The sequence below is a fragment of the Hydrocarboniphaga effusa AP103 genome (assembly GCF_000271305.1).
Lineage (GTDB): Bacteria > Pseudomonadota > Gammaproteobacteria > Nevskiales > Nevskiaceae > Hydrocarboniphaga > Hydrocarboniphaga effusa.
The window spans coordinates 457,856-473,571 of sequence record NZ_AKGD01000002.1; the positions used below are offsets into that span (position 1 = coordinate 457,856).

Consider the following 15,716-nt stretch of genomic DNA (forward strand, 5'->3'; position numbering starts at 1 on the left):
GCCGACCGAGGCTCCATCGGTGGGTGACGTCGCGGCGCGGCTACGCCACTGACATCGGCTTACGCAGCCAGGCGGCGCCCAAGCGCGACTTGCGGCTTTGCGCTGGCCGGCGCAAGCAAGGCCTTCTCGATCACAGTGCGCGTCGCGGCTGCGAGCCCATCGCGCTCAAGCGCACCGGCCGGAATCGCCGGCAGATAGAACACATCGGCTTCGAGTCCCGGATTGCGCAGCAGCTCGACGATGTTGTCGAACAGCACGTCCTCGCCGACGTAGGGGGCGATGTTGCGCCCGTCCGCAGCGAGCCCGTAGCGGATCGCCACCGGCTGCACCGGGCGATTCGATTCGATCGCCGCGGCGAACAGGCGCGAGTGAAACGGCAGCACCGATTCGCCGGTCGTCGTCGTGCCTTCGGGGAACAGCGTGAGGCTGCCGCCGCCTTGCAGGTACGGCACGAGCTGGGTGATCAGCGGACGGCTGCCGCCACGTCCACGCTTGAGATAGAACGTGCCGGCCGCGGTCGCGAGCGAGCCGACGATGGGCCAATGGCGCACTTCGGATTTCGACACGAAACGCGTGCGCTCGCACGAAGCGATGAGGCAGATGTCGAGCCAGGACACATGGTTCGACACCGTGAGATGCCCGGCATCGACCGGCTGCCCGTGAATGCGGATGCGCAGATCGAAGATCGTGAACAGTCGCTGATTCCACCACTGCGTGAGCGGCTCAGGCCGGATGCGACCGCGCGCCAGGCCGACTGCGCCGACCAGCAGCATGCCGAGCAGCAGGTGCGCTACGAGCCGCACGCAGCGCAAGGCCAGAAGCACCTGCGCCATCAGGCGTGACCGACCACGGTCTGGGCGGGCTGGATACCGAGGAAGTGACGCGCGTAGCGCGGGCAGATGTCCGACACGTTGAGCAGCATGAATACGTCGGCGCAGTTGAAGTCGCGATCCCAGTAGGCTTCGCCGCAGGCTTTCGCGCCGAGGCTCACGTAGGCCTTGAGCAATGGCGGCATCTTCGCTTTCTGCGCGGGCGTGCCGTCCGGCAGCGGCAGCGGATAAAGCGGACGCACGCGCTGGTAGCCCGGCGCCATGTACTTGTCCTGCACCTGGCGCAGGATCGAATGTGCCTGCGCGCCCCCGTCTTCCAGGCCGATGCTCGCGCAGCCGAACAGATAGTCGAAGCCGTGCTGGGTGAAGAAGGCTGCGAGTCCCTGCCACAGCGTGGCGATCACCGCGCCGCTGCGAAACTCCAGGTCGACGCAGGTGCGGCCGATCTCCATCACGCGGCCCGGCAATGAATCGATCATCGACAGATCGAACTCCGAACCCGAGTAGAAGCCACCCGCGCGCACGGCCTGATCGTCGGTGAGGATGCGCGTGCAGGCCACCATGCGACCGCTCGCCGCTTCGCGCACGATCAGGTGGCGGCAGTAAGCGTCGTATTCGTCGCGGTCGGCCAGATCGTCGCCCCCCTCGATCTGTGCGCCCAGTTCGCCCGCAAAGATGCGATAGCGCAGCTGCTGGCTTTCGAGAATCTCATCTGCGGTGGTCGCAAAGCTCACCACGAAGCGCGCTTCAACCCGCGGCTGCTCGTTACGAACGATCACCGGGGACACGACGGAACTCAGGATGGACGACATGGAATGCTCCGCAATCTACTGCGGCGCACTCTATGGATGGGAGGTTGAGGCGACATGAACGTGCCGTGACGCTTTGTTGACATTGCGGCCTGCTCTGCAAAGTGCAGCAGCGAGCCGGGCGACTGCGCGTGCTCAGCCCGCCTTGGCCACCGGCCACACGCGCTCCGCCGTCGGCGTCGTCCAGATCCGGGTATGCAGCCTCGACAGCGAGATCGGATCGGACAGCAACAGGTTGCGATGGTTGTTGCTGATCTTGTCGGGGCCTTCGGAGACGGCGGTTTCGATGAGCTGGTCGCGCAGCTCGCGTGCCTGGGCCGGCAGGCGCAGGCGCGGAATGCCTTCGGCGGCGAGCGCCGCGTTGAGCACCGGATCGACCACCGCCTCGACGAAGCCCGGGTTGTGGCGGCGGTTGCGGCGCAGGGCCAGGCGCATCCAGCGCAGCTCGCGCGGGGCCAGCGATTCTTCCGGAATCAGGAACAGGCGCTTGTCACGCAGCCAGCGCCCCGGCCGGACGCGGGACGACCAGACCGACAGCGGAATCGCCAGGATCATCGAGCCGACCACGGGCAGCAGCCACCACAGGAATTCGGGCTGCAGCCAGTAGACGAAGCTGGCCCAGACCAGGCCGAGCACGGTGCCGCCCCAGTGATTGGTGAAGGCGTCGCTCCAGTGCGTTTCGGCATCGTCGCGCGGCGGCGACTTCCAGCTGATCGCCACGCCGAGCAGGCCGAGCGTGACGAACTTGGCGTGGAACAGCATGCGGATCGGGGCCAGCGCGGCCGAGAACAGCGATTCGAACACCACGCTGAAGAGCAGGCGGATCGGCCCGCCGAAGCCGCGCCACTGGCTCGGCTTGAGAATGAACAGCAGCGCGGCGAGCAGCTTGGGCAGCCAGAGCAGGGTCGCGGTGGCGCCGAACAGGCGCGCGGCCCATTCCGGATGCCATTCGGGCCAGTTCGGGAACATCTGGTAGGGCTGGCTGAAGTAGACCGGCTCGGACAGCACGTTTACGGCCAGCAGCGCGGTCGACAGCACCAAAAACAGGAACCACAGCGGCGCCGACAGGTAGGCCATGACGCCGGTCATGAACACCGCGCGATGCGCCGGATGCAGGCCGCGCGTCAAAAACAGCCGGAAATTCATCAGGTTGCCCTGACACCAGCGGCGATCGCGCTTGAGCTCGTCGAGCAGGGTCGGAGGCATCTCCTCCCACGAGCCGGGCAGGTCGTAGGCGATCCAGACGCTCCAGCCGGCGCGGCGCATCAGGGCGGCTTCGACGAAGTCATGCGAGAGGATTTCGCCCGACATCGAGCCCTTGCCGGGCAGCTTCGACAGCGCGCAATGCCGCATGAACGGCGCCACGCGCAGGATCGCGTTGTGGCCCCAGTAGTGGCTTTCGCCGAGCTGCCAGAAATGCAGGCCGGCGGTGAACAGCGGGCCGTAGACGCGCGTGGCGAACTGCTGGATGCGCGCGTACATGGTGTCGCGGCCGGCGGCCCAGGGCGCGGACTGGATGATGCCGGCCGACGGATGCGCTTCCATCAGCTGGGTCAGGCGCACGAGGCAATCGCCCGACATCACCGAGTCGGCGTCGAGCACGATCATGTAGTTGAAGCGGCTGCCCCAGCGGCGGCACCAGTCGGCGACGTTGCCGGACTTGCGGCGGATGCGGTGCGTGCGCCGGCGATAGTGGATGTGATCGAAGCCGTTGACCTCGCGGCACATGGTCAGCCAGGCCTGCAGCTCGGCGACGCGCGTATCCGCGTCGTAGGTGTCGGACAGGATGAAGAACTCGAAATGCTTGAGCTTGCCGGTGCGCGCGAGGCTGTCGTAGGTGGCGCGCACGCCGGCCATCACGCGCGGCACATCCTCGTTGCAGATCGGTACCAGGATCGCGGTCTTGGTTTCGGGCGCGATCGGCTGGTCGATCGGCGTGGTGCCGTTGATCGAGTATCGGTCGCGCCCGACGAGCAGGCACCAGAAGCCCATCAGCGCGGTCCAGAAGCCGGCCCCGACCCAGGCGAACAGGATCGCGTAGAGCACCAGGATGATCATTTCGAGCCAGTGGCTGCCGTGATACGGCAGCACGGCGGTCATCAGATAGACCGCGAGATAGGTCTGGCCGAGCACGAAGCCGAGCAGGATCAGCCGGCGGAACAGGCCCGCCCACTGCCAGCGGCCGACCGGATCGGGCGCATCGGGTTTGACGTCCTCGTCGAACTCCTGCCGCGAGACCAGGCGGCCGCGACGGCCGAAGCTGGCACGCCACCAGCGCTTGAACGGGTTGTTCGCCCACGGCCGCGGCTTCATGAAGGCGCGTTCGATCGGCGGCATCGTGTGCAGGCGCGTGCGGCCGTGATTGTCGGTCTGCACCACCTGGGCGATCTGCCCGTCCTGGCGCTCGCCGTGGTTCTCGGGCCAGAGCTGCGACAGGCGCTGCGGCATCGACTGCCAGGCCGGGTCGGCGGTGTCTTCGGCCGGCGCGCGGCTCATCTCGCGATGCAGCTGGGCCCAGGGTTCGGGGCTGGCCAGGGCGTCGGCGAGCAGGCGCTCACGGCGCTCGGCCGACAGGCGCAGCTTTTCGACGTAGGCCTGCAGGCGGCCGGACTGAGGAGCGGGGGCTGAAATATGAGCGTCGTTCACGGGCTTATTGTGCGGCAGCGCAACATGAATCGTCTGGCTCTCTTTTGGGAACCCTGGGTTCGGACGGCCTCAGGCAAGGCCCGTTGCGTGGCCGCTAGGGCGCGAGAATGTAGCTCCAGGTCTCGGAAATCGATTCCTGGTCGCGGCGCAGAAACGCGCGCATCTCGACCGGCTTCTCGGGGTCGATGCGGCGGAAGCGGAACGACAGCCGCCAGCCGCCGGTGGCCTCGTTCGGGCTCACCTGGCGTTCGAGCAGCTCGCCGTTGTCCGACAGCCACAGGCCCGGGAACACCTTCGAATCCTTGTCCAGGCCCTTGAGGCTCGGGCCTTCGAAGTCGACCATCATGCGAATGGTGTTGTCGGCCTCCTTGGTCCAGCCGTGGCCGCGGCGCGACTGCGTGACCCAGCTGGTCGGCGGGGCGGTGAGGTCGTCGCGCTGGAACGAGACCGCATACGACACGTTCATCGAATCGCCCGGCTTGGGCGGATGATCCGAGACCCAGTACGCCACGACGTTGTCGTTGGTCTCGTCGGGCGATGGAATCTGCACGAGCTCGACGCGGCCTTCGCCCCAGTTGCCGCGCGGCATCACCCAGGCGCTCGGCCGCAGGTCGTAGCGCGCTTCGAGGTCTTCGTAGCTGCTGAACGCGCGGTCGCGCTGCATCAGGCCGAAGCCCTTCGGATTGGTGGTCGAGAAGCTCGTCACGAGCAGCCGGCGCGGGTTCGACAGCGGGCGCCAGATCCATTCGTCCGAACCCGTGTTGACGAGCAGGCCGTCGGAATCGTGCACCTCGGGGCGGTAGTCCTCGATCTGCGGGCGCTGGTTCTCGCCGAAGAAGAACATGCTCGTGAGCGGGGCGATGCCGATCTTGTCGATCTTCTCGCGCGGGAAGATGCGCGCATCGACATTCATGACCGTGGTGTCGCCGGGTTTGAGCTCGAAGCGGTAGGCGCCGGTCACGCGGCGCGAGTCGAGCAGGGCGTAGATGACCAGATGGTCGTCCTTCGCGCTCGGCCAGGACAGCCAGAACTCGGTGAAATACGGAAATTCCTCGCCCGACAGCTGCGCCGTGTCGACGGCCAGGCCGCGAGCCGACAGGCCGTAGCGCTGGCCCTTGCCGAGGCCGCGGAAGTAGCTCGCCCCCTGGAAAACGAGCACCTCGTCCTTGTAGTCGGCCTTGTTGACGTTGGCATGCACGCGAAAGCCCGCGAAGCCGACGTCCTTGAGCTTGGTCGGATCGAGCTGCTTGTTGTTGCCGTAGTCGAAATCCGCCGCATTGAACGACAGCGGGTTGATCCCTCCGCTGCCGATCACGTTGATCTTGACCGGCAGGTTGTAGACCCCGCCCGGATGGAAGAACTGCACCTCGAACGGCAGCTTGCGGTTGCGCCAGAGCGCTCTGTCGGGCTTGAAGCGGATGTCGCGAACCTGGTCGTAGCCGAGTTCGGCGAGCTCGCGCGGCAGCGTGTTCTCGGGCTTCTTGTAGGGCTGTTCGGCGAGCGCCTTCGCGCGCAGGGCCACGTCGTCCAGGCCGAAGGCGAAGGCCGGCATGACCGCCACGGCACAAATCCATGCGAGAAGCCGGCCCGCGACTGCGGGCTTCCGATACGACATGTTGGGTTCCATGAACTGAAGGCGGACGCGACGACGCGACAGTTTACGAAACCAAGCTGAACAATGCCGCCAGGGCGTTCCGCGCCGACCGGATCAGCGCATCGCGACACGCCGCTCGACCATCACCAGGTCGATGAACGTCTCGGGCGTCACCGCCGGATAGAACAGCCAGCCCTGCGCGTAATCGAAGCCGATGTCCTGCAGCACCGCGAGCTTGGCGGCCTCGTCGACGAACTCGGCGACCGTGGTCTTGCCGGTGGCGCGGGCCACCTGGTAGATGGCCCGCACGATCTTCTCGGACACCGAGCTCGTCGCCAGCTCGCGAATGAAGCGGCCGTCGATCTTGACCTCGTCGACCGGCAGCGTATGCAGGTAGCCGAACGAGCACAGGCCGGCGCCGAAGTCGTCGAGCGAGAAGCGGCAGCCGAGCCGGTTGAATTCGAGAATGGCCTCGGCCGCCACGTTCAGGTGCTTGATCGCGGCGGTTTCGGTGATCTCGATGCTGAGCTTGCCGGGCGGCACATGCGCGTGTCGCACCTCGTCGTAGAGCTGGGTCATGAACAGGCCGTCGATGAACGACGAGGCCGACAGGTTGAACGAGACCGAATCGAGGCGCTCGAGCACCGGACGGTGGTCGTCGATCCAGTTGAGCAGACGGCGCGAGGAGAATTCGTCGAGCTCGGTCGACAGGCCATGCAGCTCCAGCGATTCGATCATGCCGGGCGGCGGCGGCGACCAGCTGTTCGGCCCGCGCTCGATACGCAGCAGGAACTCGGCCTTGGCGATGCGCGGCGTGCGATTGCGGATGTCGATCAGCGGCTGCGGATGCAACGACAGCGAATCGCTCTCGAGCAGGCGGCGGAACTCGCTGACGGCGTCGGAGTTGGCTCGCATCTGCGGCAATGGCTGGCTGCCGTTGTGGAAATGGATCTGGTTGAGCCCGCGCCGCTTGGCCTGTTCGCAGGAGTCTTCGGCATGGGCGAGCAGCACGGGCCATTCGTAAGGGCGGCGCAGCGGCACCACCCCGATCGACACCGCGAGCGAGCTGGCGCCATGGCTGCCGGTGTACGACAGCGTGGTCAGCGCATCGCGCAGGCCCTTGGCTTCCTCGGCCGCCTGCTGTGCGTGATCGAGTGTCTTGATGGCGACGAATTCGTCACTCCAGAGCCGTGTCGACAATCCATCGCGACCGGCCCATCCCTTGAGGCAGCGGGCGACGTCGGCCACGAGTTGATCGGCCACGTGCGGCGAGGCCAGGCGATTGACCGAACGCAGCTGGCAGAGGTCGATGTAGAAGAGCGCAGCGGCCGTCGGAGCGCTCCAGCACTCCACGGATTGCAGCAGTTTTGCGTAGCCGGAACTGTTCATTGCCAGGTGAAGGCGCAAGGATTCAGAACCGGTATCGACCGTGCGGGATGAAGCTTGAGCGCCCATTTTGCATTCGCCATCGAAGCGCGCTCGATGGCAGGAGAGGGCGGGTCAGCGGCGCAGCCGCGTATCCCGCCTTCGCGGGCAGGCAACGATCAGGGCCTATGCGATCGCGCGCCTGCCGGGTCTACGACCGCTCATTTCTTGAGCAGCGCACGGAGCCGATAAAGACTGTCGAGGGCCTGCCGCGGCGTGAGCTGGTCGGGGTCGAGTTCGCGCAGCAGCTGCACGAGCTCGGGCGGAACCTCGGGCGCGAACAGGTTCATCTGCGGCGCCGCGGCGGCGCTCGCCGGCCGGCTCTTGGGCTGCTGCTCGAGCTCGCTCAGATAAGCGCGCGCCTTGCCGACGACGGCCGGCGGCAGGCCCGCGAGCGCGGCTACCTGCAGGCCGTAGCTGCGATTCGCCGGTCCGGCCTTGACCTGGTGCAGGAACACCAGCTTGCTCGTCGGCCCGCTGCCGAACTCGACCGCGTCGAGATGCACGTTGGCGATGCCGGGCAGCGCTCCGGCGAGTTCGGTGAGCTCGAAGTAATGCGTCGCGAACAAGGTGTAGCTGCCGACCGCCGTCGCCAGATACTCGGAGCAGGCGCGCGCGAGCGACAGGCCGTCGTAGGTCGAGGTGCCGCGGCCGACCTCGTCCATCAGTACCAGTGAGCAGCGCGTCGCGTTGTGCAGGATGTTGGCGGTCTCGCTCATCTCGACCATGAAAGTCGACTGGCCGGAGGCCAGATCGTCGGCCGCGCCGATGCGCGTGAAGATGCGATCGACCGGGCCGATGCAGGCGCTGTCGGCCGGCACGAAGCTGCCGGCGTGCGCGAGCAGCACGATCAGCGCGGTCTGCCGCATGTAGGTGCTCTTGCCGCCCATGTTCGGACCGGTGATCACGAGCTGGCGCGTGCTCGCGTCGAGGCACAGGCCATTGGCGACGAAGGCCGAGCCGATCATGCGCTCGACCACCGGATGACGGCCGGCGTGGATTTCAAGCCGGTCTTCGGTGACCAGTTCGGGGCGCTTGAGATTGAGCGTGATCGAGCGCTCGGCGAGCGTGCCGAGCACATCGAGCTCGGCGAGCGCGCGTGCGGTGACCTGCAGCGGACGCAACTGCTCGTTGAGCTTGTCGAGCAGGGCATCGTAGAGCAGCTTTTCGCGCGCGAGCGCGCGATCACGTGCCGACAGCACCTGATCCTCGAAGCGCTTGAGCTCCTCGGTGATGTAGCGCTCGTAGTTGGTCAGCGTCTGCCGGCGCGAGTAATGCGCCGGGATCTTGGCCGCGTGCGTCTTGCCGATCTCGATGTAGAAACCGTGCACGCGGTTGTAGCCGACCTTGAGCGTCTCGATGCCGGTGGCCGCGCGTTCGCGCTGCTCCATCTGCATCAAAAAGCCGTCGGCGTTCTCGGACAGCTGGCGCAGGGTGTCGAGATCGGCGTCGTAGCCGCTGCGGAAGATGCCGCCGTCCTTGATCGTCAGCGGCGGCTGCTCGTGAATGGCGAGCGCGAGCTCCGCCGCGAGCGCCTCGTGCGGAGCCAGTGCGGCGCGCAGGGCGACCAGGCGCGGCGCTTCGAGATCGGCGATTTCCTCGACCAGCGCCGGCAGCAGCGCGAGCGTGTCGCGCAGGCCGGCGAGATCGCGCGGACGTGCCGACCGCAGCGCGCAGCGGGCGAGGATGCGTTCGAGATCGCTGACGTTGCGCAGCCGGTCGCGCAGCGCCGACAGCAGGCGATTGTCGCGCTCGTGGTCGAGCAGGTTGGCGATCGCATCGAAGCGGCCGGTGAGCTCGTTGCGATCGCGCAGCGGCCGCAGCAGCCAGCGCGCGAGTTCGCGGCTGCCCATGGCGGTGACGTTGGAATCGAAGACGTGCAGCAGGCTCAGCTCGAACTCGCCCGACAGGCGGCGATCGATCTCCAGATTGCGCCGCGTCGCCGGATCGAGGATCAGGGTTTCGTCGGGCTGTTCGAGGCGCAGGCCGGTCAGGTGCGGCGTCAGCGCCTTCTGGGTTTCTTGCACATAGGCGAGCAGGGCGCCGGCCGCGCCGATCGCCGCGTCGAGGCCTTCGACGCCGAAGCCGCGCAGATCCTGGGTGCCGAACTGCGTGGTCAGCTGCCGGTAGGCCGAGGCCGGATCGAAATGCCAGATCGGGCGCGACAGCGAGCCCAGGCCCAGCTCGGGCAGCGCCTCGCCACCGTCGGCGACGAGCAGCTCGCTGGGCCGCAGCCGGTGCAGCTCGGCGCGCAGATCGGCCTCGCTGCTGGTCTGCAGCACGCAGAAGCGCCCCGACGACAGCTCCAGCCAGGCGCAGCCGTAGAACTCGCGCTGGCGGTGGATGGCCACGAGCAGGTTCTGCGCGCGCGGGTCGAGCAGGCTGTCGTCGGTCGCCGTTCCGGGCGTGACGATGCGCGTGACTTCGCGCTTCACTGGCCCTTTTTCCGCGCCTACTTCGCCGACCTGCTCGGCGATCGCGGCCGATTCGCCGGCCTTGATGAGCCTCGCGAGGTATTGCTCCAGCGCATGCGCGGGCACGCCGGCCATCACCACCGGCGCGCCGGCCGATTCGCCGCGCTGGGTCAGCGTGATGTTGAGCAGCCGCGCGGCCTTGCGCGCGTCCTCGTAGAACAGCTCGTAGAAATCGCCCATGCGGAACAGCACGAGCGTGTCCGGAAACTCCGCCTTGATCGCGAAGTATTGCTGCATGGACGGGGTGTGGACGGGCGCCGACGGCGAAGCGGCCTTCATCGGGGCAGGATCACAGCGATGGAGATCAACGGAATCTTTCTCGGTTTGCGCTTCAGTGCACGGGCTGCGGCTGCTGCTTCTGCAGCAAGGCGCGCAAAGCCCAGAACAGCAGCAAGGGCGCGATGAACAGGCCGAAGCTGATCACGCGGCGGCCGGTGCCCTGCGGAGCCCAGGTGTGGCAAGGGATTTCGAAATCGAGTTGCGGCAGGTGCTTGGGAATGCCGGTGATGCAGAAATCGTTGGTCTGCGAGAGCTGCTCGCCGGTGACCAGGGTGCAGTCCAGGCAGGCCTGCTGGTAGACCGGCGGGGCGAGCTCCGGAAAGATCGCGCGCGACTGACCTTCGGTATTGACGTGATAGAAGATGCCTTCGGGGTCGCGCATGATGAGGCCGGCGCCCGGGACCACCGACAGGTCGTTGATGCGCTCGCGCATGTTGGCCGCGATCGGCGTGGCCAGGAACCAGCTCGCATATCCCCAGCCGGTCAGCGCAAGCCAGAAGATCAGGCGTCCGTAGGCGAAGCCGCGCGCCGTGGTGATCTGCATCGCCCGCAGCCGCAGCGGTTGCCGGGAAATCATGCGAGCCATAGGACGTTCAGTTAAGGATCGTGGTCGATTCAATAATTATAGACAGCGCGCCTGGATTTCCGCCCGAGATGCAAGTTGCGCATGGAGCTCGGGGCTGTAGGGAAGATGGACTAGGATGCGCGCGTGTTGAACAACGACCAACCGCCTAAATGCGCAGCGTTCCGCGCATCGCCGCCGCGGAGAACCCGATGAACGATCTCAGGAACCCTGCCGCGGAAGCTCAGCGGCCTTTCGTAGATTCCGACCAGGACAGCGGCAAGGAGCAGGAGCAGCTGCTCGCCCAGCTCGAATCACGCTCGCAAGGGCGCCCCGATTTTCCCGAGCGTCCGCAGACCAACGGCCTGCTGCGCAGCTTCTACGACACTTCATCGCTCGATGCGCTCAAGGCCCGGGCGCCCGAGCAGCTCATCGACATCGCGCTGCGCCAGTGGGCCTGGGCGCAGCCTCGCGTCGCCGGTGAGCTCAAGCTGCGCGTGTTGCCGCCGGCCGAAGGCGGTTCGCTACTCGCCGCGGTCGAGACCTGCGTCGACGACATGCCGTTTCTCGTCGACACCGTCGGCATCGCGATTCGCGAGGCCGGGGTTTCGATCGACTGGGGCGTGCATCCGATCCTGCCGCTGGTACGCGACGCTTCCGGGCGTATTCAAAGCATCGGCGCGAGCGCCGACAGCCAGCTCGAATCGTGGATCCACATGGAGTTCGAGCCGCTGCCGAACGCCCAGGCCTACGCCGGGCTCGAGCGCAAGCTGCGCGCTGCGCTCGACGACCTGCGCTCGGCGATGGTCGATACCAGGGCCATGCGCGAAAAGGCGCTGAGCCTGGCCGATGGCCTCGAGAATCTGCCGCCGAACGCCGACGCGGACGAATTCGCCGAAGGCCGCGCATTCCTGCGCTGGCTCGCGGACGGACACTTCACGTTCCTCGGCTACGCGGAGACGCGCCAGGCGCCGGCGGGCGAGGGCAAGTCCCAGCTCATTCAAGTCGACGAAGCCTCGCTGGGCCTGTCGCGCGCGGGCCAGCGTTATGCCGATACCGCGGCGCTCATCGCGCCGAAGGCCGAGCTCGACAAGTACGCCGATTCGCCGCGCCTGATCGTCGTCACCAAGGCCAATCGCAAGGCCGCGATTCACCTCGACGATTACATGGACGTGATCTCGGTGAAGCAGTACCGCAGCGACGGCAGCGTCGCCGGCACCTGCCGCTTCGTCGGCTTCTTCGCATCCGACGTCTACATCGACCGTCCGCGCACGATCCCACTGATTCGCCGCAAGACCGATTACGTGCTGCGCCATTCGCGCATCGGCGAGGACACGCACAGCGGCAAGCTGCTGCGCGAGATCATGCATCTGATGCCGCGCGACGAGCTGTTCCAGAGCAGCGAGCAGGAGCTCTATCGCACCGTCATGGGCATTCGCGCCCTGCGCGATCGGCATCAGCTCAAGCTGTTTCTGCGCCGCGATCGTTATGGCCGTTTCTATTCGTGCCTGATCTATCTGCCGCGCGATCGCTATTCGCGCGAACTGCGCGATCGCATCGGCGCCGAGCTCATGAGGATGCTCGGCGGCGTGTCGGTCGATCGCCATGTCGATTCGCTGCGCGGCACGATGTCGCGCGTGCGCTACGTGGTGCGCACGCCCGCGGGCACCGATACGCCGATCAGCGTCGAGCAGATCGAGCAGCGACTCATCGCGGTGACACGATCGTGGCGCGAGCAGTTGCGTGAGGTGCTCGCCCGGCATCTCGGTGCGCGCAGCAGCGAAGTCTTCGCCGCCTGGTCCGAAGCGTTTCCGCTGTCGTACACCGACAGCGTTTCGCCCGAAGACGCCGAGGCCGATCTCGAGTATCTGCTCAAGCTCAGCGAACAGCAGCCGCTGTTGCCGCGCCTGATTTTCGACACCGACGGCAATGCGCCGGGTTCGAGCGCCACCGCGAGTGCGACGCGACTGAAGCTCTATGCACGCCAAAGTTCGCTCGCCTTGTCGGACATTCTGCCGACGCTCGAAAACTTCGGTCTGCGCGTGGTGCGGCAGGATCCGACCGAGGTGCAGCCCAAGAACGAAGCGGCGTTCTGGATCCAGGAATTCATCATCGAAGCACCGGCTTCGAGCCTGTCGGCTCCGGTGCAGAAGGCCAACTTCGAACAGGCCTTGTTGCAGACGTTCATCGGTGAAACCGAGAACGACGGGCTCAACCGTCTGGTGCTCGCATCAGGACTCGATTCGCGCCAGGTCGCCTGCGTGCGCGCGCTCGCCAAGTACGTAAACCAGATCGGCCTGCCTTACGGCCGATCGGACATCGAGCAGTTGCTCGCCGGGCAGCCGAGCATCGCGCGCATGATCGTGCGCCTGTTCGAATCGCGCTTCGATCCGCGCCTGCAGGCCGACCAGCGCCAGTCCGATGAAATCCGCTACGCGCAGGAGATCGAAGCCGCGCTCGATGGCGTGTCGAGCCTTGATACCGATCGCGTGCTGCGCGCGCTGCTGTCGGTCGTGCACGCCGGTCTGCGCACCAACTTCTATCAGGTGACGAGCGACGGCAAGCCCAAGTCCTACATCAGCATCAAGCTCGATCCGAGCAAGATTCCGGAGCTGCCGTTCCCGCGTCCGATGTTCGAAATCTGGGTCTATTCGCCCGAGGTCGAAGGCGTGCATCTGCGCGGCGGGCGCGTGGCGCGCGGCGGCTTGCGCTGGAGCGATCGGCGCGAAGATTTCCGCACCGAAGTGCTGGGCCTCATGAAGGCGCAGATGGTGAAGAACGCGGTCATCGTGCCGGTGGGCGCCAAGGGCGGTTTCGTCGTCAAGCGCCCGGTCGACGCGAGCAATCGCGAAGCCTGGATGGCGCAGGGCATCGAGTGCTACAAGACGTTTTTGCGCGGCCTGCTCGACATCACCGACAACCGCGTCGGCGATGCGATCCACGCGCCGCGCGACGTGGTGAGGCTCGACGAGGACGATCCTTATCTGGTCGTCGCGGCCGACAAGGGCACCGCGAGTTTCTCCGATATCGCCAACAGCATCTCGGCCGACTATGACTTCTGGCTCGGCGATGCCTTCGCCTCGGGCGGCAGCGTCGGCTACGACCACAAGAAGATGGGCATCACCGCCAAGGGCGCCTGGGAATCGGTCAAGCGTCATTTCCGTGAGATCGACATCGACATCCAGAGCCAGCCGTTCACCGTCGTCGGCATCGGCGACATGTCGGGCGACGTGTTCGGCAACGGCATGTTGCTCTCGCGCAAGATTCGCCTGATCGCGGCCTTCGATCATCGTCACGTGTTCCTCGATCCGAATCCGGACGAGGAGAGGAGCTTCGACGAGCGCGCGCGCCTGTTCGCGCTGCCGCGCAGTTCCTGGGCCGATTACGACACCAGCCTGATTTCCGAAGGCGGTGGCGTGTTTGCGCGTTCGGCCAAGCACATCAAGCTGTCGCCGCAGACGCAGGCCGCGCTCGGTGTCGAGCGCAGCACGTACACGCCGGCGGAGCTCATCAACGCGATCCTGAAGGCGCCGGTCGATCTGCTCTGGAATGGCGGCATCGGCACCTACGTGAAAAGCGAGCACCAGAGCCACGTCGAGGTGCGCGATCGCGCCAACGATGCGATTCGCGTCAATGGCCGCGAGCTGCGCGCCAGGGTCGTCGGCGAAGGCGGCAACCTCGGCTTCACGCAATCGGGACGCATCGAATACGCCTTGCATGGTGGACGCATCAATACCGATGCGATCGACAACGCGGGCGGCGTGCATTGCTCGGATCGCGAGGTCAACATCAAGATTCCGCTCAATCGTCTGATGAGCGAGGGCCAGCTCACGCGCGAGGAGCGTGATCCCTTGCTCGCCGCAATGACCGACGACGTCGCCCGCTTCGTGCTGCGCGACAACTATGTGCAGTCGGCCGGCATCAGCATGATGGAGCGCGAAGCCGCTGCGCGGCTCGACGAGCACGTCGGGCTCATGCGCATGCTCGAGCGGGACGGCCTGCTCAATCGCTCGATCGAATTCCTGCCCGACGAAGAAACGCTCAAGGAGCGTCGCACCGAAGGCCGCGGACTCACGCGTCCGGAGCTGGCGGTGCTCGTCGCGTACGCCAAGGTCTCACTGAACGCAGCGGCGCTCGATTCCGACCTCGCGGACGATCCGTTCTTCGAGCGCGATCTGCTCGACAATTTCCCGCGCCTGCTCGTGCATCACTATCGCGATGCGCTCGTGCATCACCGGCTGAAGCGCGAAATCATCGCGACGATCCTGTCGAACGCGGTGGTCAATCGCATGGGCATCGCGTTCGCGCATCACATGTCCGCCGATCACGGCGTGGCCGCCGCGGCGGTGCTCAAGGCCTACGCGGCCGCGCACGAAATCTTCGACGGCGATCGCTACTGGACGGCGATCGAGGCACTCGACAACCGCGTGGGCACGAGCGTCCAGTACCGCCTGATGCAGCGCGCGGCCGGCCTGCTCAAGCATGCGACCGGCTGGATCGTCGGCGCCCGGCTCGGCGAGCGCTTCGGCGTCGGCGCCCTCGTGAGCCGCTATCGCGACGCGGTATCCGAACTCGATCGCGCGCTACCCGAGCCGCTGTCGCCGAGCTATCGCGAAGAATGGGATCGCGCAGTCGCCGCGACGATGGCCGAAGGGATCGAAGAAGGCCAGGCTCGCTCGCTCGCGAACACGCGCGTGCTCGGCAGCGCGCTCGACATCGCCGATCTTGCGGCCGAAGCCAAGGTCAGCCTGGGCGAGGCGGCGGCGGTGTACTTCCAGAGCGGCGAGCGCCTGCGCATGCCTTGGCTGCATTCGTCGATCCTCGCACTCAAGGCCGGCGGCAGCTGGCAGGCGCTCGCGCGCACCAATTTGCGCGACGATGCGTATCGCATCCATCGACGCCTCGCAGGCCAGATCCTGCGCCAGGGCGGCGATACGCCCGAGGCCCGCATCGAAGCCTGGATCGCGGCCAACGAGCGTCCGGTGCGCTTCGCGCTGAACCGGCTGTCGGAGCTGCAGGCCAGCGGCCACTCGGACTTCCAGGCGCTCGCCGTCGCCGTACGCGAGCTGCGCAAGCTGCGCACGCTCTGAAGGCGTG

General features: G+C 66.5%; 8 protein-coding genes. 1 reads left to right on the plus strand and 7 read right to left on the minus strand.

The genetic code is table 11. From position 1 onward, the window contains the following. Positions 1 to 59 precede the first annotated feature (59 nt). From WQQ_RS13455 to WQQ_RS13485, 7 genes are all read right to left on the minus strand, one after another. The gene (locus WQQ_RS13455; RefSeq protein ID WP_050997690.1) at positions 60 to 833 is read right to left on the minus strand and encodes a lysophospholipid acyltransferase family protein; all 774 of its coding nucleotides are present in this window, start codon (positions 831 to 833) and stop codon (positions 60 to 62) included. Beyond that, positions 833 to 1,642: a GNAT family N-acetyltransferase gene (locus tag WQQ_RS13460; RefSeq protein WP_083844551.1), complete on the minus strand. Its 810-nt coding sequence runs from the start codon at positions 1,640 to 1,642 to the stop codon at positions 833 to 835. The genes WQQ_RS13455 and WQQ_RS13460 overlap by 1 nt, the downstream gene beginning before the upstream one ends. Positions 1,643 to 1,774: 132 nt before the next feature. After that, positions 1,775 to 4,285, minus strand: coding sequence for a glucans biosynthesis glucosyltransferase MdoH (gene mdoH / locus WQQ_RS13465; RefSeq protein ID WP_007185757.1), 2,511 nt, complete (start codon positions 4,283 to 4,285; stop codon positions 1,775 to 1,777). Between the two features lie 94 nt (positions 4,286 to 4,379). After that, complete coding sequence (locus WQQ_RS13470) at positions 4,380 to 5,900, minus strand: glucan biosynthesis protein G (RefSeq protein WP_040454454.1); 1,521 nt, start codon at positions 5,898 to 5,900, stop codon at positions 4,380 to 4,382. A 93-nt stretch (positions 5,901 to 5,993) separates the two neighbouring features. Next, a complete protein-coding gene (locus WQQ_RS13475; protein WP_040454140.1) occupies positions 5,994 to 7,268 on the minus strand; it encodes a bifunctional diguanylate cyclase/phosphodiesterase in 1,275 nt (424 codons plus the stop codon). Positions 7,269 to 7,465: 197 nt separating this feature from the next. Continuing rightward, complete coding sequence (mutS, locus tag WQQ_RS13480; protein WP_007185760.1) at positions 7,466 to 10,057, minus strand: DNA mismatch repair protein MutS; 2,592 nt, start codon at positions 10,055 to 10,057, stop codon at positions 7,466 to 7,468. 52 nt (positions 10,058 to 10,109) lie between these two features. After that, complete coding sequence (locus WQQ_RS13485; RefSeq protein ID WP_007185761.1) at positions 10,110 to 10,643, minus strand: hypothetical protein; 534 nt, start codon at positions 10,641 to 10,643, stop codon at positions 10,110 to 10,112. A 188-nt stretch (positions 10,644 to 10,831) separates the two neighbouring features. Between WQQ_RS13485 and WQQ_RS13490 the strand changes: the two genes are divergently transcribed. Continuing rightward, positions 10,832 to 15,709, plus strand: a complete 4,878-nt coding sequence (locus WQQ_RS13490; RefSeq protein WP_157534690.1) for an NAD-glutamate dehydrogenase — start codon at positions 10,832 to 10,834, stop codon at positions 15,707 to 15,709. The last annotated feature ends 7 nt before the right edge of the window (positions 15,710 to 15,716 follow it).

What these genes read in the sequence shown, in the direction of transcription:
- WQQ_RS13490 (WP_157534690.1), top strand. Translation starts at nt 10,832, where the DNA reads ATGAACGATCTCAGGAACCCTGCCGCGGAAGCTCAGCGGCCTTTCGTA.
- WQQ_RS13475 (WP_040454140.1), bottom strand. Translation starts at nt 7,268, where the DNA reads ATGAACAGTTCCGGCTACGCAAAACTGCTGCAATCCGTGGAGTGCTGG.
- WQQ_RS13460 (WP_083844551.1), bottom strand. Translation starts at nt 1,642, where the DNA reads ATGTCGTCCATCCTGAGTTCCGTCGTGTCCCCGGTGATCGTTCGTAAC.
- WQQ_RS13485 (WP_007185761.1), bottom strand. Translation starts at nt 10,643, where the DNA reads ATGGCTCGCATGATTTCCCGGCAACCGCTGCGGCTGCGGGCGATGCAG.
- WQQ_RS13470 (WP_040454454.1), bottom strand. Translation starts at nt 5,900, where the DNA reads ATGTCGTATCGGAAGCCCGCAGTCGCGGGCCGGCTTCTCGCATGGATT.
- WQQ_RS13455 (WP_050997690.1), bottom strand. Translation starts at nt 833, where the DNA reads ATGGCGCAGGTGCTTCTGGCCTTGCGCTGCGTGCGGCTCGTAGCGCAC.
- mutS (WP_007185760.1), bottom strand. Translation starts at nt 10,057, where the DNA reads ATGAAGGCCGCTTCGCCGTCGGCGCCCGTCCACACCCCGTCCATGCAG.